This window comes from Streptomyces sp. NPDC054757 (assembly GCF_053612185.1).
In genome coordinates, this window is the sequence record NZ_JBSHBW010000004.1 from 349,808 (window position 1) to 373,886 (window position 24,079).

At 72.0% G+C, this 24,079-nt stretch carries 19 protein-coding genes and 1 pseudogene; 15 read left to right on the forward strand and 5 right to left on the reverse strand.

From position 1 onward, the window contains the following. The first annotated feature begins 94 nt into the window (after window positions 1-94). The 9 genes from ACWGKJ_RS08645 to ACWGKJ_RS08685 all read left to right on the forward strand — a co-directional run bounded on the left by ACWGKJ_RS08645 (window position 95) and on the right by ACWGKJ_RS08685 (window position 12,173). Window positions 95-982: an alpha/beta fold hydrolase gene (locus ACWGKJ_RS08645; RefSeq protein ID WP_385022400.1), complete on the forward strand. Its 888-nt coding sequence runs from the start codon at window positions 95-97 to the stop codon at window positions 980-982. Window positions 983-1,097: 115 nt separating this feature from the next. Beyond that, complete coding sequence (locus ACWGKJ_RS08650) at window positions 1,098-1,889, forward strand: TIGR03084 family metal-binding protein (RefSeq protein ID WP_385022397.1); 792 nt, start codon at window positions 1,098-1,100, stop codon at window positions 1,887-1,889. 83 nt (window positions 1,890-1,972) lie between these two features. Continuing rightward, entirely contained in the window at window positions 1,973-3,907 is a 1,935-nt protein-coding gene (locus ACWGKJ_RS08655; protein WP_385022394.1) for an acyclic terpene utilization AtuA family protein, read from the forward strand. Beyond that, on the forward strand, window positions 3,904-5,505 hold the full coding sequence (locus ACWGKJ_RS08660; RefSeq protein ID WP_385022391.1) for an acyl-CoA carboxylase subunit beta: 1,602 nt from the start codon (window positions 3,904-3,906) through the stop codon (window positions 5,503-5,505). Before ACWGKJ_RS08655 ends, ACWGKJ_RS08660 begins: the two co-directional genes overlap by 4 nt. Before the next feature lie 97 nt (window positions 5,506-5,602). Beyond that, entirely contained in the window at window positions 5,603-7,726 is a 2,124-nt protein-coding gene (locus tag ACWGKJ_RS08665; protein ID WP_385022388.1) for an acetyl/propionyl/methylcrotonyl-CoA carboxylase subunit alpha, read from the forward strand. Then, window positions 7,723-8,964, forward strand: coding sequence for an acyl-CoA dehydrogenase family protein (locus ACWGKJ_RS08670; RefSeq protein ID WP_385022385.1), 1,242 nt, complete (start codon window positions 7,723-7,725; stop codon window positions 8,962-8,964). The genes ACWGKJ_RS08665 and ACWGKJ_RS08670 overlap by 4 nt, the downstream gene beginning before the upstream one ends. A gap of 118 nt (window positions 8,965-9,082) precedes the next feature. Next, window positions 9,083-10,681 (forward strand): 4-coumarate--CoA ligase family protein, encoded by a 1,599-nt coding sequence (locus ACWGKJ_RS08675; RefSeq protein ID WP_385022545.1) that lies wholly within the window; start codon window positions 9,083-9,085, stop codon window positions 10,679-10,681. Next, window positions 10,678-11,430, forward strand: coding sequence for an enoyl-CoA hydratase family protein (locus tag ACWGKJ_RS08680; RefSeq protein ID WP_385022382.1), 753 nt, complete (start codon window positions 10,678-10,680; stop codon window positions 11,428-11,430). The genes ACWGKJ_RS08675 and ACWGKJ_RS08680 overlap by 4 nt, the downstream gene beginning before the upstream one ends. Beyond that, complete coding sequence (locus tag ACWGKJ_RS08685; RefSeq protein ID WP_385022379.1) at window positions 11,418-12,173, forward strand: TetR/AcrR family transcriptional regulator; 756 nt, start codon at window positions 11,418-11,420, stop codon at window positions 12,171-12,173. The genes ACWGKJ_RS08680 and ACWGKJ_RS08685 overlap by 13 nt, the downstream gene beginning before the upstream one ends. Before the next feature lie 271 nt (window positions 12,174-12,444). On the opposite strand, the gene ACWGKJ_RS08690 is transcribed toward ACWGKJ_RS08685, so the two are convergent. Beyond that, window positions 12,445-12,657, reverse strand: coding sequence for a DUF397 domain-containing protein (locus ACWGKJ_RS08690; RefSeq protein ID WP_385022376.1), 213 nt, complete (start codon window positions 12,655-12,657; stop codon window positions 12,445-12,447). A gap of 254 nt (window positions 12,658-12,911) precedes the next feature. Between ACWGKJ_RS08690 and ACWGKJ_RS08695 the strand changes: the two genes are divergently transcribed. Then, on the forward strand, window positions 12,912-13,115 hold the full coding sequence (locus ACWGKJ_RS08695; protein ID WP_385022373.1) for a hypothetical protein: 204 nt from the start codon (window positions 12,912-12,914) through the stop codon (window positions 13,113-13,115). A 114-nt stretch (window positions 13,116-13,229) separates the two neighbouring features. On the opposite strand, the gene ACWGKJ_RS08700 is transcribed toward ACWGKJ_RS08695, so the two are convergent. The 3 genes and pseudogenes from ACWGKJ_RS08700 to ACWGKJ_RS08710 all read right to left on the reverse strand — a co-directional run. Continuing rightward, complete coding sequence (locus tag ACWGKJ_RS08700; RefSeq protein WP_385022371.1) at window positions 13,230-14,471, reverse strand: S53 family peptidase; 1,242 nt, start codon at window positions 14,469-14,471, stop codon at window positions 13,230-13,232. Then, window positions 14,468-16,690 carry a hypothetical protein gene (locus tag ACWGKJ_RS08705; protein ID WP_385022368.1) on the reverse strand — a complete coding sequence of 741 codons (2,223 nt, stop codon included), beginning with the start codon at window positions 16,688-16,690 and terminating at the stop codon, window positions 14,468-14,470. The genes ACWGKJ_RS08700 and ACWGKJ_RS08705 overlap by 4 nt, the downstream gene beginning before the upstream one ends. 308 nt (window positions 16,691-16,998) lie before the next feature. Further along, window positions 16,999-17,272, reverse strand: a pseudogene (locus ACWGKJ_RS08710) (IS5/IS1182 family transposase); the annotation flags it as partial. Window positions 17,273-18,171: 899 nt separating this feature from the next. Between ACWGKJ_RS08710 and ACWGKJ_RS08715 the strand changes: the two are divergent. Together ACWGKJ_RS08715 and ACWGKJ_RS08720 are read left to right on the forward strand one after the other, a co-directional pair. Beyond that, window positions 18,172-18,408 (forward strand): hypothetical protein, encoded by a 237-nt coding sequence (locus ACWGKJ_RS08715; RefSeq protein ID WP_385022365.1) that lies wholly within the window; start codon window positions 18,172-18,174, stop codon window positions 18,406-18,408. Between the two features lie 47 nt (window positions 18,409-18,455). After that, window positions 18,456-18,857 carry a VOC family protein gene (locus ACWGKJ_RS08720; protein ID WP_385022362.1) on the forward strand — a complete coding sequence of 134 codons (402 nt, stop codon included), beginning with the start codon at window positions 18,456-18,458 and terminating at the stop codon, window positions 18,855-18,857. Window positions 18,858-18,938: 81 nt separating this feature from the next. On the opposite strand, the gene ACWGKJ_RS08725 is transcribed toward ACWGKJ_RS08720, so the two are convergent. Beyond that, window positions 18,939-20,063 (reverse strand): citrate synthase 2, encoded by a 1,125-nt coding sequence (locus ACWGKJ_RS08725; protein WP_385022359.1) that lies wholly within the window; start codon window positions 20,061-20,063, stop codon window positions 18,939-18,941. A 492-nt stretch (window positions 20,064-20,555) separates the two neighbouring features. On the opposite strand from ACWGKJ_RS08725, the gene pdxH reads away from it, so the two are divergent. The 3 genes from pdxH (at window position 20,556) to ACWGKJ_RS08740 (ending at window position 23,838) form a co-directional block, all read left to right on the forward strand. Further along, the gene (gene pdxH / locus ACWGKJ_RS08730; RefSeq protein WP_385034216.1) at window positions 20,556-21,194 is read left to right on the forward strand and encodes a pyridoxamine 5'-phosphate oxidase; all 639 of its coding nucleotides are present in this window, start codon (window positions 20,556-20,558) and stop codon (window positions 21,192-21,194) included. A 501-nt stretch (window positions 21,195-21,695) separates the two neighbouring features. Continuing rightward, window positions 21,696-23,231 carry a PAS domain-containing protein gene (locus ACWGKJ_RS08735; protein WP_385034129.1) on the forward strand — a complete coding sequence of 512 codons (1,536 nt, stop codon included), beginning with the start codon at window positions 21,696-21,698 and terminating at the stop codon, window positions 23,229-23,231. Window positions 23,232-23,421: 190 nt separating this feature from the next. Continuing rightward, window positions 23,422-23,838 (forward strand): hypothetical protein, encoded by a 417-nt coding sequence (locus ACWGKJ_RS08740; RefSeq protein ID WP_385034126.1) that lies wholly within the window; start codon window positions 23,422-23,424, stop codon window positions 23,836-23,838. Window positions 23,839-24,079 lie beyond the last annotated feature (241 nt).

The window sequence follows — 24,079 nt, forward strand, 5'->3', positions numbered from 1 at the left end:
TGGGCGGACCAGGGTAGTTCCCTATCGTGACCCTGTCACCATTCCTCACCACCCCTCTCCTTTTCACCCCTCCTTCACCCCCTGGAACTGCCTCATGCCCGAACTGCCGGAACTGCCGGAACTGCCGGAACTGCCCGAACGGCGGCGCATCCCTGTCAACGGCGTCGAGCTGAACGTCGCCCTCGCCGGATCAGGCCCGGCCGTCCTGCTCCTCCACGGCTTCCCGCACACCTGGGAGCTGTGGACGGAGATCATGGCCGACCTGTCCGACCGCTACCGCGTCATCGCGCCCGACCTGCGGGGTTTCGGCGCGAGTGGCGGGACCGCCTCCGGATACGACGCGGGCACCCTGGTCGAGGACGCCGCCGCGCTGCTCACCGCGCTCGGTGTGTCATCGGCTGCGGTGGTGGGCATCGACGCTGGCACCCCGCCGGCCTTCCTCCTCGCCCTGCGCCGCCCCGGTCTCGTGCGGCGGCTGGTCGTCATGGAGTCGCTGCTGGGCCGGCTGTCCGGCGCCGAGGACTTCCTCGCCGGGGGTCCGCCCTGGTGGTTCGGTTTCCACGCCGCCGCGCCCGGACTCGCCGAGACCGTCCTGGAGGGCCACGAGGCCGAATACGTCGACTGGTTCCTGAACACCGGGACGCTCGGTGACGGGGTGGTCCCCGCCGTCCGGGACGCGTTTGTCCGCGCGTACACGGGCAGGGAGGCGCTGGGGCGGGCGTTCTCGTACTACCGGGCCCTGCCCGAAAGTGCCCTCCAGATCGAGCAGGCGACCGCCTCCGCCCGACTGACCGTGCCGACGATGGCGCTGGGCGCCCACCCCGTCGGCCCTGCCCTGGAACGTCAACTCCGCCCGGTCGCCGACGATCTCACCGGACACGTCATCGAGGACTGCGGCCACATCATTCCCCTGCACCGGCCGCAGGCCCTGCTCGCGCTGTTGCGTCCGTTCCTGGCCGGTGAGGGTGCGGGTGCGGAGTGATCAGGATCGTCCTGCCCGTGCCGACGCTTCGTAAAAATAATGCAAGCACGCTTGCTTGTTTTTCGGGCCGCTGCCATGCTCCCGGACACGAAGCCGTGCCCGGAGGGAGCGTTCCGTGTCCGATGCAGGTGCCGTGCTGGATGATCTGGTCGACGAGAGCGCCGAACTGGATCTCCTGGTAGGGGAGTTGGACCGTACGCGGTGGGCGCTCGCCACCCCCGCGCCCCGGTGGACCGTCGCCCACCAGATCGCGCATCTGGCCTGGACCGACCGGGCGGCGCTGCTCGCGGTGACCGAGCCCGACAGCTTCGGCCTGGAGGTCGAGAAGGCGCTCGCCGCCCCCGGGACCTTTGTGGACGACGGTGCGGAGGAGGGCGCGGCGCTCGACCCCGGTGTGCTGCTCGCCCGGTGGCGCGACGGCCGCGAACGGCTTCAGCGGGCGTTGCGGGCTTCCCCGGCCGGTGCGCGCTTCCCCTGGTACGGCCCGCCGATGAGCACCGCGTCCATGGCCACCGGCCGGCTGATGGAGACCTGGGCGCACGGCCAGGACGTGGCGGACGCGCTCGGGGTGCGCCGGGCACCCACCGCACGGCTCCGGCATGTGGCACGGATCGGCGTGCGGGCCCGGGACTTCGCCTTCGGGGCACACGGACTCGACGCGCCGGGTGCGGAGTTCAGGGTCGAGCTGACGGCACCGGGCGGGGAGCTCTGGGTGTACGGGCCCGACGGCGCCCAGCAGCGCGTGACCGGGCCCGCGCTCGACTTCTGTCTGCTCGTCACCCAGCGCGCCCACCGCGACGATCTGGCGCTGCGGGCGACGGGCGCCGACGCCGACCGGTGGCTGGGGATCGCGCAGGCGTTCGCCGGGCCACCCGGAGCCGGACGCGCGCCCAGGGGCGCGGTGTGATGCCCTCGCGGGACGGAGGCGCGCCGGGCGGAGGAGCCGCCTCCGTCAGGCCGTCGCGGGACCGGGACGCGCACGCCGCGCAGATGCCCGTCAGGCCGTTGCGGATCGGGAACGCGTCCGGCTTCTACGGCGACCGGTTCGGCGCGATGCGGGAGATGCTCACCGGCGGCCCGCTGGATGTGCTGACCGGGGACTATCTCGCCGAGCTGACCATGCTCATCCTCGGCCGCGACCGCCTCAAGGACCCCCGCGCCGGTTACGCCCGTACGTTCCTGCGCCAGTTGGAGGACTGCCTCGGTGAGGCGCACGACCGGGGCGTAAAAATCGTCACCAACGCGGGGGGCCTCAATCCGGCCGGACTGGCGGACGCGATACGGGAGTTGGGTGAGCGGACCGGCGTGCCGGTCCGGGTCGCGCATGTGGAGGGGGACGCCCTCCCGCTGCCGGACGGCGCGCTGACCGCCAACGCCTATCTGGGCGGCGCCGGAATCGCCGCGTGTCTGAACGGCGGCGCGGACGTGGTGGTCACGGGCCGGGTGACGGACGCGGCGCTGGTCACCGGCCCCGCCGCCTGGCACTTCGGCTGGGGCCCCGGCGAACTCGACCGGCTGGCGGGCGCGGTGGCCGCCGGGCATGTGCTGGAGTGCGGGACCCAGGCGACCGGCGGCAACTACTCGTTCTTCACCGGGCACGACATCCGCCACCCCGGCTTCCCGGTCGCGGAGATCAGCGCCGACGGATCCGCCGTGATCACCAAGCAAGACGGTACGGGCGGGGCCGTCGACATCGGGACGGTAACCGCCCAGCTGCTCTACGAGACGGACGGCGCACGGTACGCGGGCCCCGATGTCACCGCCAGGCTCGACACCGTACGGCTGACGCAGGACGGGCCCGACCGGGTGCGGATCTCGGGCGTACAGGGAGAGCCGCCGCCCGCGACGTTCAAGGCCGGGGTCACCCGGATCGGCGGCTGGCGCAACGAGGTCGTGTTCGTGCTCACCGGTCTCGACATCGAGGCCAAGGCGGAGCTGGTCCGCGCCCAGGTCGAGGACGCGTTCGGGGCGGCGGCAGGCGGGCCGGGGGCGTCCCGCCCGGCGGATGTGCGATGGGAGCTGGTGCGTACGGACCGCGCCGACGCCGACACCGAGGAGTGCGCGAGCGCCCTGCTGCGGCTCGTGGTCCGGGACAGCGACCGGGAGGCGGTCGGGCGGGTGGTGAGCGGTGCCGCGATCGAGCTGGCGCTCGGCAGTTACCCCGGGTTCCATGTGACGGCGCCGCCCGGCCGTGGCGCGCCGTACGGGGTCTTCGACGCGGTGTACATGGACCGGGGGGCGGTCCGGGAGGTGGCCGTACTCCCGGACGGGGAAAGGGTGTTGATACCGGACCCGCCCCGTACGTCGGAGTCGCAGGGGGCCGTTCCGCCCACCCGGACGGCGGCCGTTCCGCCCGTCCCGCCGGCGTCGCTCCCCGGTCCGCCTTCCGCCTTTCCCGATCCACCGCCCGCCCTTCCCGGGCCGCTCCCCGCCCCGCAGCCCGATGCGCTCCCCACGCCGCTCCCCGGGAACAGCCCCACCCGGCGTATCCCGCTCGGGCGGATCGCCGGGGCCCGCAGTGGTGACAAGGGCGGTGACGTGAACGTGGGGGTGTGGGTGCGGACGGATCCGGCCTGGCGGTGGCTGGCGCACGCGCTCACCGTCGAGCGGTTCCAGGAGCTGTTGCCCGAGACGCGGGGTCTGGTGGTGTCGCGCCATGTGCTGCCAAATCTGCGGGCGTTGAACTTCGTGGTGGAGGGGCTGCTCGGGGAGGGCGTCGCGGCGCAGACACGGTTCGACGCGCAGGGCAAGGGGGTGGGGGAGTGGCTGCGGAGCCGGCTCGTCGACGTACCGGCGGAGGCCGAGGAGGCCACACCCGCAGCGGACGCCCGTCAGCGGCCGGTCGGGGAGGCCCCGTCCGCCGTGGATGTCCCCGAGCCGCGCCCCGACGACATATCCGTCCGCCACCCCGGGAGCCCCCGATGACCACTCTCCGTACCGCCGTCGACCCCGCGTCCCCCGAGTACACCGCGCACCGCGAGGCCATGCTCGCCAAGCTCGCCGAGCTGGAGGCCGAGCACACCAGGGCGCTCGCGGGCGGCGGTGAGAAGTACGTCGAGCGGCACCGCACACGCGGCAAGCTGCTCGCCCGTGAGCGCATCGAGCTGCTGCTCGACCCCGACACGCCCTTCCTGGAACTCTCCCCGCTCGCCGCCTGGGGCACCGACCACCCGCTCGGTGCCTCGATGATCACCGGCATCGGCACCGTCGAGGGCGTCGAGTGCCTGATCACCGCCAACGACCCCACGGTGCGCGGCGGCGCCAGCAACCCGTGGACGCTGAAGAAGGCGTTCCGGGCCAATGAGATCGCGTACGCCAACCGGCTCCCGTGCATCAGCCTGGTCGAGTCCGGGGGCGCCGATCTCCCCTCCCAGAAGGAGATCTTCATCCCCGGCGGCGCGCTCTTCCGCGACCTCACCCGGCTCTCCGCCGCCGGAATCCCCACCGTCGCGGTGGTGTTCGGCAACTCGACGGCGGGCGGCGCGTACGTACCCGGCATGTCCGACCACGTGATCATGATCAAGGAGCGGTCGAAGGTCTTCCTCGGCGGACCGCCGCTGGTCAGAATGGCGACCGGCGAGGAGTCCGACGACGAGTCGCTCGGCGGCGCCGAGATGCACGCCCGGGTCTCGGGCCTCGCCGACTACCTCGCGCAGGACGAACCCGACGCGCTCCGCCAGGCCCGCCGTGTCGTCGCCCGCCTCAACTGGCGCAAGGCACAGCCGGATCCACCGGGCAGGCCCGCGCCGCCCCGGTACGACGAGGAAGAGCTGCTCGGGATCGTGCCCGGCGATCTGAGGACCCCGTTCGACCCGCACGAGGTCATCGCGCGCATCACCGACGGCTCGGACTTCGACGCGTTCAAGCCGCTCTACGGGCCGAGCCTGGTCACCGGCTGGGCCGAGCTGCACGGCTACCCGGTCGGCATCCTCGCCAACGCCCAGGGCGTCCTCTTCTCCGAGGAGTCCCAGAAGGCCGCCCAGTTCATCCAGCTGGCCAACCAGCGCGACATCCCGCTGCTCTTCCTGCACAACACCACCGGCTACATGGTCGGCAAGGAGTACGAGCAGGGCGGCATCATCAAACACGGCGCGATGATGATCAACGCCGTATCGAACTCGAAGGTCCCGCACCTCTCGGTCCTGCTGGGCGCCTCCTACGGCGCGGGCCACTACGGCATGTGCGGGCGCGCCTACGACCCCCGGTTCCTCTTCGCCTGGCCCAGCGCCAAGTCCGCCGTGATGGGACCGCAGCAGCTGGCCGGCGTGCTGTCGATCGTCGCCCGCGCCTCCGCACAGGCCAAGGGGCAGCCGTACGACGAGGAGGCGGACGCCGCGCTGCGCGCCATGGTGGAGCAGCAGATCGAGTCCGAGTCCCTGCCGATGTTCCTGTCCGGGCGGCTGTACGACGACGGGGTCATCGATCCCCGCGACACCAGGACCGTGCTCGGTCTCTGTCTCTCCGCCATCCACAACGCACCGGTCGAGGGCGCCCGCGGCGGCTTCGGCATCTTCCGGATGTGAGGACGGAGACCGGGATGGGGGCCGGGATGAGGACCGGGACGGAGACCGGGGTGCGGACCGACACGGGGACAGAGACAGCACAGAGATGAGGACAAAGATGATCAGCTCGCTCCTTGTCGCCAACCGCGGTGAGATCGCCTGCCGTATCTTCCGCACCTGCCGCGCCCTGGGCATCGCCACCGTGGCGGTCTTCTCCGACCCGGACGCGGACGCGCTGCACGTACGGGAGGCCGACACCGCCGTACGGCTGCCGGGGGCGGCGCCCGGCGACACCTATCTGCGCGGCGATCTGGTCGTCGCGGCGGCGCTCGCCGCCGGGGCCGACGCGGTCCACCCCGGGTACGGCTTCCTCTCCGAGAACGCCGCGTTCGCCCGCGAGGTCACCGCCGCCGGGCTCACCTGGGTCGGCCCGTCCGCCGATGCCATCGAGGCGATGGCCTCCAAGACCCGCGCCAAGAAGATCATGGCCGGGGCCGGTGTCCCGCTGCTGGCGCCGGTCGACCCGGCCGCCGCCACCGCAGCCGATCTGCCGCTGCTGCTCAAGGCGGCGGCGGGCGGCGGCGGACGCGGAATGCGGGTCGTACGTGAACTCAGCGCGCTGGGAGGCGAGATGACCGCCGCCGTCGCCGAGGCGCGGTCCGCGTTCGGGGACGGCGAGGTCTTCGCGGAGCCGTATGTGGAGCGCGGACGCCATGTCGAGGTGCAGATCATGGCCGACGCGTACGGCACGGTCTGGGCGCTCGGCACCCGCGACTGCTCCCTCCAGCGCCGCCACCAGAAGGTCATCGAGGAGGCCCCGGCGCCCGGCCTCTCCGACACCCTGCGCGCCACCCTGCACGACGCCGCTACCGCTGCCGCCCGCGCGGTGGAGTACCGGGGCGCGGGGACCGTGGAGTTCCTGGTCACGGAGGGTACCGAGGAGCCAGAGGGCGCCGGGCAGCCGGAAGGCGCCGGGGATCCGGAGGGCGCCGGGGAGCCCGGGGGCCGGGCGTACTTCCTGGAGATGAACACCCGGCTCCAGGTCGAACACCCCGTCACCGAGGCCGTGTTCGGGCTCGACCTGGTCGCACTCCAGCTGCGGATCGCCGAGGGCGAACCACTCCCGCCCGGCGGCCCACCACCGCCCCGCGGCCACGCCGTGGAGGCCCGGCTGTACGCGGAGGACCCGGCCGCCGGATGGGCACCGCAGACCGGCACCCTGCACCGGCTCGACGTGCCGGGGACGGGCCAGTACGGCTGGGCCGCGCCGGCCGTCACCGCCGTCACCGTCACCGCCGTCACCGTCACCGCCGCCAGGGCCGTCACCGCCGGTACCGCCGGGGCCGTCCCGGCCGGTACCGCCGCAGGGGCCACCGTCCGGCTGGACACCGGCTACACCGCGGGTGACACCATCGGCATCCACTACGACCCGATGCTCGCCAAGGTCATCGCCCACGCCCCCACCCGCACCGAGGCGCTGCGCACCCTCGCGTACGCCGTCGCACACGCCCGTATCCACGGCCCGGTCACCAACCGCGACCTGCTCGTACGGTCCCTGCGCCACCCGGACTTCACCGCCGCGCGGCTCGACACCGGCTTCTACGACCGGCAGCTGCCCGCGCTCACCGCCCCGGCGCCGGATCCGCTCGCCGCGCTCGCGGCCGCCCTCGCGGACGCGGCGGGCGCCCGGACCGGCGGCTGGCGGAACGTACCGTCCCAGCCGCAGACCAAGAGCTACCGCTCCGAGCCCGACGGCGAGGTGCACGAGGTCCGCTACCGCCTCACCCGGGACGGACTGCGCGCCGAGGACTTCCCCGGCGTACGGCTGCACACCGCCACGCCCCGGCGCGTCTCCCTCGAAGCGGACGGGGTGCTGCGCCACTTCGACGTCGAGGTGCACGGCGACCGTACCTATGTCGGCCGGCACACCTTCACCCGGCTGCCCCGCTTCCCCGACCCGGCCGCCCGCACCGCCCCCGGCTCGCTGCTCGCGCCGATGCCGGGCACGGTTGTCCGGGTCGCGGACGGTCTGGCGGCCGGGGACACCGTCACCGCCGGGCAGCCGCTCATCTGGCTGGAGGCCATGAAGATGGAGCACCGCATCACCGCTCCCGCCTCCGGCACCCTCACCGCGCTGCACGCCGCCCCGGGCCACCAGGTCGAGGTCGGCGCCCTGCTCGCCGTCGTACGCCCCGCACAGCCGGACACGGACACCGACACACAGGAGGCCCTGGAGTCATGAGTACCAGCGTGGGAACCGAGCAATCCGACACCCCGAGCCCCGGCACCACAAGCACCCCCACCCCAAACACCCCCACCCCAAACACCCCCACCCCGAACACCGCCATCGAGACCGAGGAGCGCGCGGCCCTGCGCGCCGCCGTGGCCGCACTCGGCAGGCGCCACGCGGGCACCAGCCACCGCGACTACGACCGGCAGGCGCTCTGGGCCGCGGCGGCGGAGCTGGGCTATCTCGGGGTCAGCCTCCCCGAGGAGTACGGCGGCGGAGGCGGCGGGATCGCCGAACTCTCCATTGTGCTGGAAGAGTTGGGCGCGGCCGGCTGCCCGCTCCTGATGATGGTCGTCTCGCCCGCCATCTGCGGCACGGTCATCGCCCGCTTCGGCACGGACGCCCAGAAGCAGCGCTGGCTCCCCGGGCTCGCGGACGGTTCGCTGACCCTCGCCTTCGGCATCACCGAACCGGACGCCGGGTCCAACTCCCACCGCATCACCACCACCGCCCGCCGCGACGGCACGGACTGGCTGCTCACCGGCCGGAAGGTCTTCATATCCGGGGTCGACCTGGCCGACGCGACCCTGATCGTCGGCCGCACCGAGGACGCCCGCACCGGGCGCCTCAAACCCTGCCTCTTCCTGGTGCCCCGGGATGCCCCCGGCTTCCGGCGCACCCCGATCGACATGGAGATCCAGGCGGTGGAGCAGCAGTTCGAGCTGGTGCTCGACGACGTACGGCTGCCCGCCGACGCCCTGATCGGGAACGAGGACGCCGGGCTGCTCCAGCTCTTCGCCGGGCTCAACCCCGAACGCATCATGACGGCCGCCTTCGCCATCGGGATGGGGCGGTACGCGCTGGCGAAGGCCGTCGACTACGCGAAGACCCGGCAGGTCTGGAAGGAACCCATCGGCTCCCACCAGGCCATCGCGCACCCCCTCGCCCAGTCCCACATCGAACTCGAACTCGCCCGGCTGATGATGCAGAAGGCCGCCGCGCTCTACGACGCGGGCGACGACCTGGGCGCGGGCGAGGCGGCCAACATGGCCAAGTACGCGGCGGGCGAGGCGTGTGTGAAGGCGGTCGACCAGTCCGTGCACACCCTCGGCGGCAACGGCCTCACCCGTGAGTACGGCCTCGCGGCGCTCATCACCGCATCGCGGGTGGCGCGGATCGCACCGGTCAGCCGGGAAATGATCCTGAACTTCGTCTCCCACCAGTCCCTGGGTCTCCCCAAGTCCTACTGACAGGAGGATTCTGGCCCGACCACGACCAGGTCCGTGACCACGACCACGGCAGGGCCACAACCGGGGCCGTGACTGTGGTCACGAGATCGCATCGCACGCGCCGAAAGGAACCGCCATGGTGTCGTTCCACAGTGAGTACGAAGCCGTCCCGGCCCTCGACCAGCCCCTCCACGAGGCGGTCCTCGGCCGGGCCCCCGAGTACGGCGACGCCCCCGCGCTGATCGACGCGGTGGACGGCACCACGGTCAGCTACCGCCAACTCGATACTTTCCACCGGTCGGTGGCCGCCGGACTGGCCGCCGCCGGGGTGGTCAAGGGCGATGTCCTCGCCCTGCACAGCCCCAACAGCATCGCCTACCCGGCGGTCCTCCACGGCGCGAGCCGGGCGGGTGCCACGGTCACCACCGTGCATCCGCTCGCCACCCCCGAGGAGTTCGCCAAACAGCTGCGGGACTCCGCCGCCCGCTGGATCGTCACCGTGGCGCGGCTGCTCGACGTGGCCCGCCGGGCGGCCGAACTGGTCGGCGGGATCGAGGAGATCTTCGTCTGTGACCGGGCCGAAGGCCACCGCTCGGTGATGGACCTGGCCGCCCCCGGTGCCCCTGTACCCGCCGTGGCCATCGACCCCGCCGACGACATCGCCGTACTGCCGTACTCCTCGGGCACCACCGGCACCCCCAAGGGCGTCATGCTCACCCACCGGTCCCTCGCCACCAACCTGGCGCAGCTCCACCCCTTCGCCAGGATGGGGCCCGGCGAGCGCATCCTCGCCGTACTGCCCTTCTTCCACATCTACGGACTCACCGCGCTGCTCAACGCCCCGCTGCGGTACGGCGCGACGGTGGTGGTGCTGCCCCGGTTCGAGCTGGGCCAGTTCCTGGCCGCCATCGAGGAGCACCGCATCAACGGTCTCTATGTGGCCCCGCCCATCGTCCTCGCCCTGGCCAAACACCCGTCCGTCGAGCGCTACGACCTGTCGTCCCTCGACTACATCGTCAGCGCTGCCGCCCCGCTGGACGCCTCGCTGGCCGCCGCCTGTTCGGCCCGGCTCGGACTGCCCCCGGTACGCCAGGCGTACGGCATGACGGAGCTGTCACCCGGCACCCATGTCGTCCCGCTCGACGCCGAGGACCCCCCGCCGGGAGCGGTCGGCAAGCTCTTCCCCAGCACCGAGATGCGCATCCTGTCCCTGGAGGGGCCCGCCCGTGACCTGGGCGTGGACGAGGTCGGCGAGGTCGCGGTCCGGGGGCCGCAGGTCATGAAGGGCTACCTCGGCCGGCCGGACGCCACCGCCGCGATGATCGACCAGGACGGCTGGGTGCACACCGGGGACGTCGGCCGGGTGGACGGTGACGGCTGGCTCTTCATCGTCGACCGGGTCAAGGAACTCATCAAGTACAAGGGCTTCCAGGTGGCCCCCGCCGAACTGGAGGCGCTGCTCCTGACCCATCCTGCGGTCGCCGACGCGGCGGTGATCGGCGTGTACGACGAGGACGGCAACGAGGTGCCCAAGGCGTTCGCCGTCCGGCAGGCGTCCGCGCGCCTCACGGAGGACGAGCTGATGGCGTACGTCGCCGAGCGTGTCTCTCCGTACAAGAAGATCCGGCGCGTGGAGTTCGTCGGCGCCGTCCCGCGCGCCACATCGGGGAAGATACTCCGCCGTGAACTGCGCGAACGGGAACGCCGGAACAGCGCCCGCCGGGAGCAGACCCGATGACGGCACCGCCACCGCCCAGCACGATCCGGACGGCCCACGACCGGGGCATCACCACCCTCACCCTGGACGCGCCGCAGAGCCGCAACGCACTCTCCGCGCAGCTGGTGGCCGAGGTGTCGGACGCCCTGACGGCCGCCGCCGATGACGGCTCCGTACGCGCGGTGGTCCTCACCCACACCGGGAACACCTTCTGCGCGGGCGCGGACCTGAAGGGGCCGCCGGATCCGGCCGCGTTCGTCGCCCTGATGCGGGCGATCGTGGCCCACCCCCGGCCCGTCGTCGCCCGGGTCACCGGCCATGTCAGGGCCGGCGGGCTCGGCCTGCTCGGCTCCTGCGACATCGCGCTGGCGGGACCCGGCGCCTCCTTCGCCTTCACCGAGTCACGGCTCGGCCTGGCGCCCGCCGTCATCTCCATGCCGCTGCTGCCGCGCATGGACGCACGGGCCGCGGCCCGCTACTACCTCACGGGCGAACGGTTCGACGCAGCCGAAGCCGCCCGTACGGGACTGATCACCGGCGCCGCCGACGATGTGGACGCGGCCCTCGCGCCCGTCGTCGACGGCCTGCGCCGGGCCTCACCGCAGGGCCTGGCCGCATCGAAGTCCCTGGTCACCGCTACGGTGCTGGAGAACTTCGACCGCAACACGGAAGATCTCATCGCCCACTCAGCGGCCCTCTTCGCGTCCGCCGAGGCGCGGGAGGGCATACGGGCCTTCCTCGAACGACGGGATCCCGCATGGGTGTGCTGACGGACCGGGACGGCGGTACGGGGGGCGCTGACCAGTCCGGGACGGGTGGTGCTGCCGGGGGCGGTGACCAGTCCGGTACGGGTGGCGCCGTCGGGGGCGGTGACCAGTCCCGTACGGGCCGGGGCGGCCCCAAGCAGGACCGCAGCCGCGCCACCCGGCAGCGCCTCCTTGAGGCGGCGGTCTCCTGCCTGGCCGAACACGGCTGGGCGGGCTCCACCGTCTCCGCTGTCGCGGAACGCGCGGGCGTCTCCCGGGGCGCGGCGCAGCACCACTTCCCGACCCGCGAGGACCTCTTCACGGCGGCGGTCGAGTACGTGGCCGAGGAACGCTCCACGGCCCTGCGCACCCTGCCCCCGCAGGACCGCCGCACGGTGGTGGCGGCCCTGGTCGACCTCTACACCGGCCCGCTCTTCCGGGCCGCCCTGCACCTGTGGGTGGCCGCGTCGAACGAACCCCAGCTGCACGCCCGGGTCACGGAGTTGGAGGCCAGGGTCGGCCGCGAGTCGCACCGCATCGCCGTACGGCTCCTGCGAGCGGACGAGTCGGCACCCGGCGTACGGGAGACGGTGCAGGGCCTCCTCGACATGGCCCGGGGCCTGGGCCTGGCGAATCTGCTCACGGACGACGCCGAACGGCGCGAGCGCGTGGTGACGCAGTGGGGCGAGCTGGTGGAGGGGGCGCTACGGGGGCATAGCTGCGGGGCGGGGTACTCGCCGGGCGACGGAGCCGAGCAGAACGCGTGACGGCCCCGCCCACGCCAACCCACGTCAACTCCGGCAGACCCACCAACCAGCACAAACCCAAGGCTCATACGCAAAGCGGCCCATTCCCGTCACGCCGGGGAACGGACCGCTTGCACCCGTCTCCGGGCTTGTGCGGCACCTTACTCCACGGCACCGGGCTGAACTACCAGTCCTGTTCCTCGTGGAGCTGGCCGGTGCGGGGCGTGGCCGGTGCGGCGTCTGGTAGCGCTCGACGGCTGCCGCGCCCCGGCCGTCTCCGGAGCCCGGCGGGCTACTTCAGCGCACCGGACCGCAGCGCGCCGACCAGGCCGCCGAGAGCGCCGTGGGAGAGCAGCAGGGCGGGGCCGTTGGGGTTCTTGCTGTCCCGTGCGGCGACCGATTCGGCGGAGACGATGCCGCATTCGACGCACTGCGCCCCTGTGTCCGACCGCGAGGACTTCCACCACGTCACGGGGAGGGTGGAGGCGTCGTCAACATGGTTCATGTGTTCTTCCTTATCTCTGTGATCAGATCCGCCGATGCCTCGACCGACTCGGCAGCGGAGGTGAGCCGTTGCCAGGCGTCCCGGTGAGCCGCCACCTTGTCGCGCTCCTCGATTCCGTCTGGGCCGAGGTGAAGCGGTGAGAGAGCCGGGTCGTATGGGCTTCGGCCGGTAGGTGGCCCTGCACGGCCCCGGCCCGCGGGAACCGGCCGGTGGCGCTGGGGCGTGTTCGTTCTTGACGACGGAAGGAGCCAGTCATGACACACGGAGGCGGCGGGGGCGGAGGTGGCGGCCACCACGGTGGCGGCGGGTCCCACCACCACTCCGGAGGAAACCCCGGCATGTACACCCCGGGCGGTGACGGCTCCGGCGGGGGCGGCTCGCGGAACTCGGTGACCAAGTGGGTGTTCTTCGCGGCGCTGATGGTGTTGCTCGTCGTCTGGCCGTTCTGCCGGCGTTGACCGGCCGGCGCCACAGGAGTTGCACCGCGCCAATACGTGTGCACCGCGCCGGTACGTGTGCGGCGGGCCGGTGGGCCGCCGCACACGCGGTGCGTCACTCGACGCGAAGCGCGGTCAGAATGCCGACAGACCGGCAGGTGTGCCGAGTCCCGTGGGGCCGTCGTAGCCCGGTTGGCCGGTGCACTGGTAGTCGCCGCCGCAGTCGGTCACGAGCCCGTTGCTCCCACCGACGACATCGTTCAGGCCGGCGGAGTGCGCGTAGAGGTAAGACGCGTCGGGAAGGTGTTCGGGATGGCCGGCCAGCCCGATGATTCCGGCGACAAGGGGGGCCGAGGCGCTGGTGCCGCTTCCCACGCTCCAACCGTCCAGGCTGTCGTAGATGGCGACACCGGTGTCCGGGTCGGCGACCGCGGCGACGTCCGCGACCATACGGCCGGGGCAGTTCGCGTCATGCTGCCAGGCCGGCTTGTCGACCCACGCCGAACACCCGCTGCCCGCGCCTCCCTTCTGCGAGTTCCACACCGTCTCGTTCCAGCCGCGCGCGTTGTCGGCCCGCTTCAGCGTCGTGCCGCCGACGGAGACCACGGAGTCCAGATCGGCGGGGAAGCTCGGCAGGCCGTAGCCGCTGTCACCGCTGGCGACGGTGATCGCCACGCCCGGGTGGGAGTAGGCCGAGGCGTACTTCACCAAGGAGCCCGATTCCGTGTCGCCATAGCTGTTGGAGATCTCGGTCGCGCCGAGCCGGGCCGCGGTGTTCTCGGCGGCGGCGAAGTCGGCGAACTCGGTGTCGTCGCTCTCCACCAGGAGGATGTGGCACTGCGGGCACGCGGCGGAGACCATGGCCAGGTCGAGCGCGGTCTCGCCTTCCCAGCCCATGTCTTCGGGCAGCGGGCCGGCTGCGCCTTCCTGGTTCACCTTGCTGAAGCAGCCGTTCGCGGTCGTGCAGGCGGGGAGGCCGTAGGTCGTGCGGTAGACGGCGAGATCGGCTTCAGCGGTGGCGTCGTCACCGGCATCGACCACGGCGACCGTCTGTCCCGCGCCGCCCGTGTCCGGCAGGTCGTAGGCGGCGCGCAGATCGGCCGGGCCGTAACCCGCGGGCAGCGCGTCGGCGCTTCGCACACCGCGGACGCCGCCCGGGTCGGTGCGTATCTGCGCGTAGCACCGGGCATGGCCGGGCGCGGCTGTCGGACACACGTCATGCACCGCTGACAGACCCGCTGATGCCTGCGGACCGGGGGCGGCCCCTGCCATCCGCGTCGGGGCGGAGGCAGGCGTGGCGGAGGCGGGTACGGCGGTGGCGAGCGTCGCGGCCAGGACGGCCCCCAGCCCAGTGCCGACGCGGAGAAATCTTCTCACTGGGCGCTCCCGATGCGGTAGGCGTTGGTGACGGTCTGGCTCAGCGTGTTACCGGCGGCGTCGGCAGCGGTGACCCGGATCGCCGGCAGAACACCTTTGTGTACGGGGGAGTTGGGCCAGGACGCGACATAGTCGCCGGCCGCTCCTGTGAGCCTCGCCTGCTGCCAGGTCTTTCCCCCGTCGTACGAGACGTCCACGGTCGCCGCGGTGACCGGGCTGTCGGAGCCGGCACCGTTCACGACCAGGTGATCGACCGTCAAGTGCAGCTGCTGCTGGGGCGTCGTGCTGGTGTCCGACAGGTCAAGACCGGCCAGGTCGTAGTGCGCGCCCAGCATCGGAAGCACCTGGCAGGGCACGGTCCCCGACCCGCCGTCGCAGTCGGACGCGCCGGCGCTCGGGGCGTCGGGCGTGTACTTCATCGTGAGATCGGTGTGGCTCGTGGTGCCGAGGCTCGAACCGCCCACGTCCAGGTCCGCGACCGCGCGGTAGGTGGCCGGGGCCAGTGGCTGGCCGGTGATCGTCAGCGGCTGAGTAGAGGTGGTCTCGCCTATGTGGGTGCCGTCGCGGTACGCGGTGAGGTGGTACGAGGCCGGCATGCCGAACAGGAAAACACCCGAGTGCCCCGGGCCGCTGTCACCGAGAGACCCCAGACCGATGCTCAGTGTTCCACCGGCGGTGCACATCGCACAGGCCCGGCCGTTCCACACGACGGTCGAGGTCGGGGCGACCGGCCCCTTGCCCCAGTCCTCGGTGTAGGCGCGCCCTGCGACGTACTGGTCGGCCGGACTCGTGAAGGTGACGTGGTCGGGCGTGGTCATCTCCTCCGACCAGGTGCCTTCCCCGGTGGAGAGGACGTAGTCGGTGAGCACCGTGCCGAACGTCGCCGGCCTGAAGGTGAGGGAGGTTCCGAACCCCGGATCGGTCAGTACGGCCGTCATGTTCCCGCTTGCCGAAGAGTGTCCGGGAGACTTGTACAACCGGTTGCGCACAGTGGCCAGTTGGGCGGGCTTCGCCCGGTAGGACTCGTTCGCCGGCACCTTGTCCTTCGACACGAACGCCAGGTCGTACCCGTAGTCCCTGGCGGAGCCGCTCCACACCACCATGTTGGACAGAGTGCCGGTGGCGGGCGCGTCAACCGCGTTGACGTAGAGCGGAGTCGTTCCGCTGACATCGGCGGAGAACGTCATGGTGGCGCCGGTCGCGTCGGTGCGCAGCACCTCGTCGGACAGCGAGTTCTGGGTGGCCGGCCTCGGGGTCCCCACGGTGATCCGCTCGGACGCCGTGGCCTCGCTGACGTTGAATGCGGTCACGCCGCCCGTGCCGGACGGCACGGTCAGGTCGTCCATCACGACCTGCCTGGTCGCGGTGGTGTTCCCGGCGGCGTCCTCGTCCTGGAACGAGGCGATCAGCATGTAGTGGCCTGAGGGTGCCTGGATGCGAGCGACGCCGTCGGAGAGGGGCACCTGGTCGGCCCGTAGCCGGTCGAAGGAGTCGGTGTTGACGAGGGTGACGAGCGCGTTCGAGGCGGGGGCGCCGGTCAGGTCGGTGATGTTCAGCTGCACGGGGCTCAACGCGTACCGCGCCGATGTCGGCACCTGTGCCGACGCACCGGCCAGCGTCATGCTGGTCAGTCCACGCGGCAGCGGGCCGGTCGCGTCCGTCGCGTTCCGCTGCCGCAGCGCCGTGCCGAACGCCGTGGCCGACTTCGAAGTCAGGTAGCCGGTCGCGGTGTTGCCGCTGACCGATGTCAGGGTGACGCCCGCAGGTGCGGTGGGCTTCTGGCCCGCCGCAAAGGAGAGGCGAACCGGAATCCGGCCGGTGTGGCTGTACGCGCGCAGTGCCGAGACGTCGAACAGCGACATGTCGAGGCCATGCCCGAGGAAGGGCACGGCCGTCGCGGGGATCACCTCCACGTCGCCGTCGGGCCGGCGTATCTCGCGGAAGCCGGCGTCGCGGCTCCCACCGACCGGCGTGCAGGTGATCCTGCCCTTGACCGACGTCACCATGACCCGGTCACCGGTGACCAGGGTGAGGGCGGCGGGCGCGGTCGTACTGGTCTCGGTCGGAACGGTGTTGGTGGTATCGGTGTTGGCGGTAGGGGACTCGGTGGTGCCGGTGGACCCGATGGTGCCGGCCTCGGCCGTGACCGCCGATGCCGTACCGGCCACGGCGACCACGGCTACAGCTGAGGCCAGGGTGAGCAGTCGCTTGAGCAGCATGCGTTCTCCCCACTTCTACGGCCCGTGACGGTGCATGACGGCCCCTGGCGGACTATGACGGCTCGTCATGGGTCGTCATGGTTCGTCGCGGGATACGGAATGCCCCGGCGCGACCGGCTGTCTGCCCATGCGGGCCGCGCCGAGGGCGAATGCGCTCAATGTCGTCGTTTCATATGATCGTCCTTGGTCCGGGTGATCACCAATGCGTAACGGTGGAAGGGCTGTTGGCATTTCCCGCCGCACGGCGGACGGGTCGGACGGGCCCCGCCACGCGGAAGCGCCACCCGCCCGCGCCACGCGAAACGGGCCCGGTCGTGCGGGAGGTATGGCCGTGCGGTACGGAGCATGCGGGCGGTACGGTCCTGGCCTGTCAGATCCCCCCTTTCGTTGCCCGCATGTTCACCGAGTCGATCGCGCACCGCGACCAGTCGAGCTTGCCGTTCGCGCCGAGTTCGTCCGGCACCAGGCGGTGGAGTTTGGCCCAGACCCTCGCCTGACTCCACTCGGCGAAGCGCAGGTACACCGTTGACCACGACAGCCGGAGGTAGCCACGAACAGAATGGCGGCCAGCACGCGCCGCTCGTACTCCAGGGCGACCGCCTCGCGGAAGCGCCCATAGGTGGCGGCATCGCAGTAGACCAGCACGACCAGCCGGGTGGGCGGTCGCAACAGTCGCACCGCTTCCGTGAACTCCCACACCGTCCCGGGGCCGTGGCCCGCCGCCATCAGCACCACCTGGGCCCCGTCGATCAGCGAGCTCACGGTGGGCTGCCAGTCGTCGAGGGGCAGCTGGCCGCGTACGGCGCCGATGGGCGGAAGGAGTTCGCCGGGGCTGCCGATGGCGATGACCCGGCCGAAGTGCGCGAAGTGATGCACCAGTTGCTCCTCGCGGGTCAGCCCCGAGAGGAAGAACAGCATCCCCGGCTCACCCCCGCCGCCCTGGATGTCGGAGTCCAGTGCGGCCATGTCGGCGTCGTTCGCGAAGGGGCGCAGATAGAGCACGTAACGGGCCCCCGCCAGCGGGCCGAACGAGTCGATCACATCGGCTGTGTACCGCTTGCCCTGCACCACGAGACGGCGGCCGGCGCCGAAGGCCCGCAGGCCGATGGCGACAGCGACCAGGGCCACCAGTGCGCGCAGCCACCAGAGGGGGTGGAGCATCGCCGGAACCTGATCGCTGGTCCATCCCGCCCGGAAGATCACCCAGCCGGTGACGCCAAGGGCCGCCCCGGCCACCCGTAAGGTCCACCCGACGACAGTGAGCCGACGCCCCCTGGACCATCCCTCGCCCACCTGGGGCGTCCGCATTCCGGCGCGCATGGATCCTCCGTACTCCGGGACGAATCCGGTACGTCTTCGGTACGACTCCGGTTCAGGACATACCCCGGATCACTGCTTACCAGTGACCCAGGTGACACAGGCTCGCGCATCACTATGCACGCCGGAACTCCTGTGGCCGAAAAGCCAGTTGGAGACGGCTCATGCGGAAACGTCCGGTCCTGGCCGCCCTCGCCGCCCTGCCGGCCCTCGTCCTCGTTCCGCTCTCGGCCGGGCAGGCATCCGCCACGAGCGATGTCACCAGCACGGCGGGATCCTTCGACCCGTACGCCAATGACTCGAACGGCATCCAGTACGCGAGCCTCGACGTCGGGGCCTTCAGCGGCAGCACCCTGAAGGGCCTCAGGGAGGCGCGCCCCTCCCGGCGGCCGAGCGCCTGAGGGCGGTCGGCGGAATATTCGCGTCCGCTGAGGACTTGTGGAGGGGCATGCTTACCCTGCGCACCTACGCCCGCGTCTACACCGACGACCTCGACTCGGTACTGGCATCGTTCACCGCGGTGACCGGTGAGTCGGTCGGCAGCCGGTTCACGATGCCCAACGGGCTGCAACTGGCCACCATCGGCCGTGTTCTGGTGGTGGCCGGCGATCAGAGCACGCTGGCACCGTACCGGGCGACGGCGGCCACGGTGATCGTCGACGACCTCGACCAGTGCCTGGCACGCCTCACCGAAACAGGTGCGCGGGTCTTGCGCGGCCCTCAGGAGGTCCCGACGGGCCGGAACCTGACGGCCGAGCTGGGTGGCGGTGTTCGCGTCGAATACGTCGAGTGGAGCGAGGCACAGTGGCAGCGTGAAGGAGGCCGGCCGGCTGACAAGCAGCCTGGATGAGCGTCCGCAGACAAGCGACGGCCCCGCCGCACCCTGTACGCCCTGGAGCGCGCCGTACAGGGTGTGCGGGCGCCCCCACGCTCACCCCGTGATGCTGTCGTACCCCTCGATCGCACGCGGGTCGCGCGTCCCCGGCCCCACGTACGTCGCCGACGGCCGCACCAGCCGCCCCGTCCGCTTCTGTTCCAGGATGTGCGCGCTCCACCCGGCCGTACGGGCACAGGTGAACATCGATGTGAACATGTGCGCCGGGACCTCCGCGAAGTCCAGCACGATCGCTGCCCAGAACTCCACGTTCGTGGCCAGCACCCGGTCCGGGCGCCGGGCGTGCAGCTCCTCAAGAGCGGCCTTCTCCAGCGCCTCGGCGACCTCGAAGCGCGGTGCGGCCAGCTCCTTCGCGGTGCGGCGCAGGACCCGGGCCCGCGGGTCCTCCGCGCGGTAGACGCGGTGGCCGAAACCCATCAGCCGCTCGCCCTGGTCGAGCGCCCGCTTCACATACGCGCTCGCGTCGCCCGTCCGCTCGATCTCCTCGATCATGCCGAGGACCCGCGACGGCGCCCCGCCGTGCAGCGGCCCGGACATCGCGCCCACCGCACCCGAGAGCGCGGCGGCGACATCCGCGCCGGTCGACGCGATGACCCGGGCGGTGAACGTGGAGGCGTTCATTCCGTGTTCGGCCGCCGACGTCCAGTAGGCGTCAACCGCCTTGACGTGCTGGGGATCCGGCTCACCACGCCAGCGGATCATGAACCGCTCGACCACCGAGTCCGCCTTGTCGATCTCGCTCTGCGGGACCATCGGGCTGCCCTGGCCGCGCGCCGACTGGGCGACGTACGAGAGGGCCATCACCGCCGCACGCGCCAGGTCGTCGCGCGCGGTGCGCTCATCGATGTCGAGCAGCGGTTTCAGGCCCCAGACGGGCGCGAGCATCGCCAGCGCGGACTGCACGTCGACCCGGATGTCACCGGAGTGGACCGGGATCGGGAACGGCTCGGCGGGCGGCAGCCCGGGGTTGAACGCCCCGTCGACCAGCAGACCCCAGACGTTCCCGAAGGACACATGGCCGACCAGGTCCTCGATGTCGACGCCGCGGTACCGCAGGGCACCGCCCTCCTTGTCCGGTTCGGCGATCTCGGTCTCGAATGCGACGACTCCTTCGAGTCCGGGTACGAAGGCGGCTGCGGCTGCGGCTGCGGCGTCGGACATCGGGCGGCTCCTCGTGGTGGGTTCGGGCCTGCTGGTTCTACGGGCGTGGTTCCCGTCTTTCCGGTTCGGTGCACACGACGGCTCGATGACGGCTCCATGACGGCTTCACGACGGCTGAATCGGCAGCTGCCATGGGGGCTGACCTGTCCGCGTGCGGAGGGACGAGTCTGACGGCTCCCGGCGCCGCGGGGGAAGCGTGACATCCGGCACACCTAGGGACTGTCGTCAGAGTGCCGCCTGCCGCGCGGTGTCTGGCACATCCCCAAGTTCTCGGCTGCGCTCGAACAGGGGAGACCCCACTGCTCGCGGCGTTGCCGAAATGCCCTAGTAGCTCCGCTACGAGGACATTCCGGCGCCTTGCGATCGTACGCACCAGACACCGCGCGGCCGCCCTTCGGGCAACGACGGCACTCTGACGACAGCCCCTAGCCCTTGCGGCAGGATGGTCCCGTGCCGAACCCTGATCCGAAACCCGGTCTGAACCCTGCCGCGATGCGCGAGCAGTACCGTTCCGTCGTCCTCGCGGAGGCGGACCTCGCCGCCGCTCCGATGGACCAGTTCGCCCGCTGGTTCGCCGACGCCGTGGCGGGCGGCCTGCACGAACCGAACGCCATGGTCGTCTCGACCGCGACCCCGCAGGGCGCCCCCTCCACCCGGATGGTGCTGCTCAAGCACTTCGACGCGGACGGCTTCGTCTTCTTCACCAACTACGGCTCCCGCAAGGGCCGTGAACTGTCCGCGAACCCGCAGATCTCGCTGCTCTTCCCCTGGCACCGGATCGCCCGCCAGATCACGGTCACGGGTACGGCGGCCCGTATCCCGCGCGCCGAGACCGAGGCGTACTTCCGTATCCGCCCGCACGGCTCGCAACTCGGCGCGTGGGCGAGCGCCCAGTCCTCCGTGATCGCCTCGCGGGCGGAACTGACCAGCCGTTACGACGCATTGGCGGCCCGCTACCCGGAGGGCACCGAGGTCCCGGTCCCGGAGGACTGGGGCGGCTACCGGGTGACCCCCGGCGCGGCGGAGTTCTGGCAGGGCCACGAGAACCGGCTGCACGACCGGCTGCGGTACGTGAGCACGGGGAGCGGGGAGACGGGCTCGGGGTGGCGGGTGGAGCGGCTCTGCCCCTGAGGAACTCTGCCCCTGGGGCCCGGGGCCGTCCCTGAGGGGCAGAGTTCCTCAGGGGGCCCGCTCCGCGCCCGGCGGCCCGCCGGGCCGGGAACGCAGAAACCCGCGGGCTCTGGTTCCTCCTTGCGGAGGAGCCGGCCGGACTTACCGGCGAGCCCGCGGGTCGGTGACTGCTTGGGATTTCGGCCGGCGGTCAGCCGGCACTGCACAGAGTGCGACGACGGGCCGTCAGCCCGCAGCCACCTCGCAAGTCCGAGAAGAAATCACTTCCGAACCACCTCCTTTCCAGCGTGCATCCCACGTTAGGCACGGCTCCGCCGAGTCTCAACCGATTTATTCGGTGACTTCTTGTTCGGTGACTTCCCCGGAGCTCTCCGGCTTCGGTGACCTCCGTGCGCACGTTTTTCGGTGAATGGAGTGTGGGCTGCATCACCTTCGCGTTGAATGACCGGACGTGCGGTACACGCAGTACATGCAGTGGACACGTCCTGTTGGGGGTTCCGGATGAGTGGGTCCCGGATCGAGGCGACCAGTGCGCTGGGGCCCGATGAGCCCGAGCCCGGTGGGGCGTCGGGGGCGGGCGGGGCTCCAGCGCCCGGTGTGCCGCCCGAGCCCGGCGGCGCCGGTGGGGCCGGTGGGCCCGGCGATGACCCGGGCGGCCCTGGCTCCGATCTGCTCGCCGCGCTGCTGGACGGGATGGACGCCGCGCTCTGCGCGTTCGACGCGGACGGCGTGATCACGCACTGGAACCGCGAGGCCGAGCGGATCCTCGGCTGGTCGGCTGACGAGGCGGTCGGCCGTACCGGCTTCGCGGACTGGGCGGTACGGACCGCGGACGCCGAGGAGGTGCAGGCCCGGCTGATGGCGGCGATGCACGGTCCGGGCCGCCGGGTCCACGAGTTCGCGCTGCTGCGCAAGGACGGCGGGCGGGTGCTCGTACGGACCCAGACCTCCGGCGTACACGGACCGGACGGCGCTCCCGCCGGGGTGTACTGCGCGTTCAGCGAGGTCCACGCGCAGATCGATCTGGAACGGGCGATCGCGCTCAGCGAGGCCCTGTTCGACGACGCCTCCTGGGGGGTCGTCCTGGTCGACGTCGATCTGCGGCCGACCGTCGTCAACGCCCATGCCGCGCGGGCGCTCTCCACGGGCCGCACCACCCTGCTCGGGCGCCCGCTGGGCGATCTGATCGTGCAGGGCGTCGAGGAGCTGGAGGGCGCGCTCCAGCACGTACTGGCCGAAGGCGCGCTGTCCGCGCCCGCCGAGATGTGGGTGACGCTGCGGACCGCGGAGGGCGAGCGCCGGCGCTGCTTGCGCAGCGGATTCGTACGGCTGGCCTCACCACTCGCGGAGGAGCCCGTTCCGCTCGGCGTCGGCTGGCTGTTCCGGGACATCACAGCGGCCCGGGAGGCCGAACAGGAGGCGAACCAGCTCCGCTTCCGGGGCAACCAGCTGCACCGCGCCTCGCGGGCCGCCGCCGAGTGCGAGGACCCGATGGAGGCGGCGACGTCGTATCTGGACTTCGCGCTGGCCGGTTTCGCGGACCACGCACTGATCGACATATCCGTGCAGGCACCGCCCCCGCCGCCGGGCGCTGCCGCCGAGCCGCAGGCCGCGCGGCTGGTACGGGTGGCCGAGACCCCGTCCGCGGGTGCCTCCGGGCCGTGCCTGCCGGTGGCGGGCGCCGCGCTGCCGGTGCGCTACCGGGCCGGTCATCCCGCACTCCAGGCGGTGGCCAGGAGCGGAGCGGTAAGGACCAGCGCGGCTGCCTCCTCCCGGCCCGCTCCGGCGGACGGGACGGCCGGGGACGCGGCGGAGGCGTGGGCGGCGCAGCGGCAGTGGCCGCCCGGCACGGTGCACGCGCTGTGCACGGTGCTGCGGAGCCGGGGGCGGACGCTGGGCGTCGTCACCTTCCTGCGCGGGGCGAGCCGCCTCGCCTTCGAACGGCCCGACGCGGTGTACGCGGAGAGCGTCGCCGTACGGGTGGCTTCCGCGATCGACCTGGCGCAGGCGCTGGGCGGGGCGCCCCGCCCGTACTGAACCGCGGAAACGTTCGCTCCGGAGACGGGCCCGGGGAAGTCGGTGGAGAGGTGTGGCCCACGGAGTGAAGAGGCTGAAACACCCGCCTCTGTCAGGTGCGTAGATCGATAAGCTCCTGTCGCCGGTCACGGGGGTGTGGCCGGCCGTACGACGATGCGGCCGCGTTCGCAGGCCGCCAACGGGAGAAACAATGAAGAAGATCGCAGCGCGCCGACTCGCTGCCGTGGCCGTGACCGGAGCCGCTCTGCTCGCCGGTGCCGTCGCAATGGCACCGGGGGCGGCGGCCGCAGCCTCCTCGTGCTCGCACGACTGGTCCGGGCCGCAGATCTGTATCTCGACCACGGGCAGGTCGGGGTCCACGAACCCGGGCCACGTATACGCTTCCTGGACGAACCCGTCGAAGTCCAGGAAGTCGGCCACGGTCTATCTCACCGAGCCGGGCGCGGCGGGCCACAAGGGCTGGACCCACAAGCTCACGGCCCACCGCCAGAAGAACGGACAGATCGTGGCCTCGTACTACCCCGAGAGGCAGATGTACGACGGGAAGCTCTGCGCCCGCTTCAAGGGCTCGTCCCACACCGCGTGCGTGGACCTGATCGAGCGCTGAACCAGCCCGGCCGGGCGGTGGCACCGTTCCGGCGCCGCCCGCGCGGCCGCACGCTCTCCTCGGACGCCAGGCCCCAGACGCCTGGCGTCCGACGCTGTCCGATGCGTGAGCCGCTGCCCGGCCGGTCCGAGGCGCCTCGGACCGGCCGGGGCCGCGCCGCGGCGCCGGGGCCACCACGGGCGAGCGGCCGTCGCGGAGGGTGGGCTCCCCGGAGCGCCCGCGGGGTTCGGCGGGGGCCTAC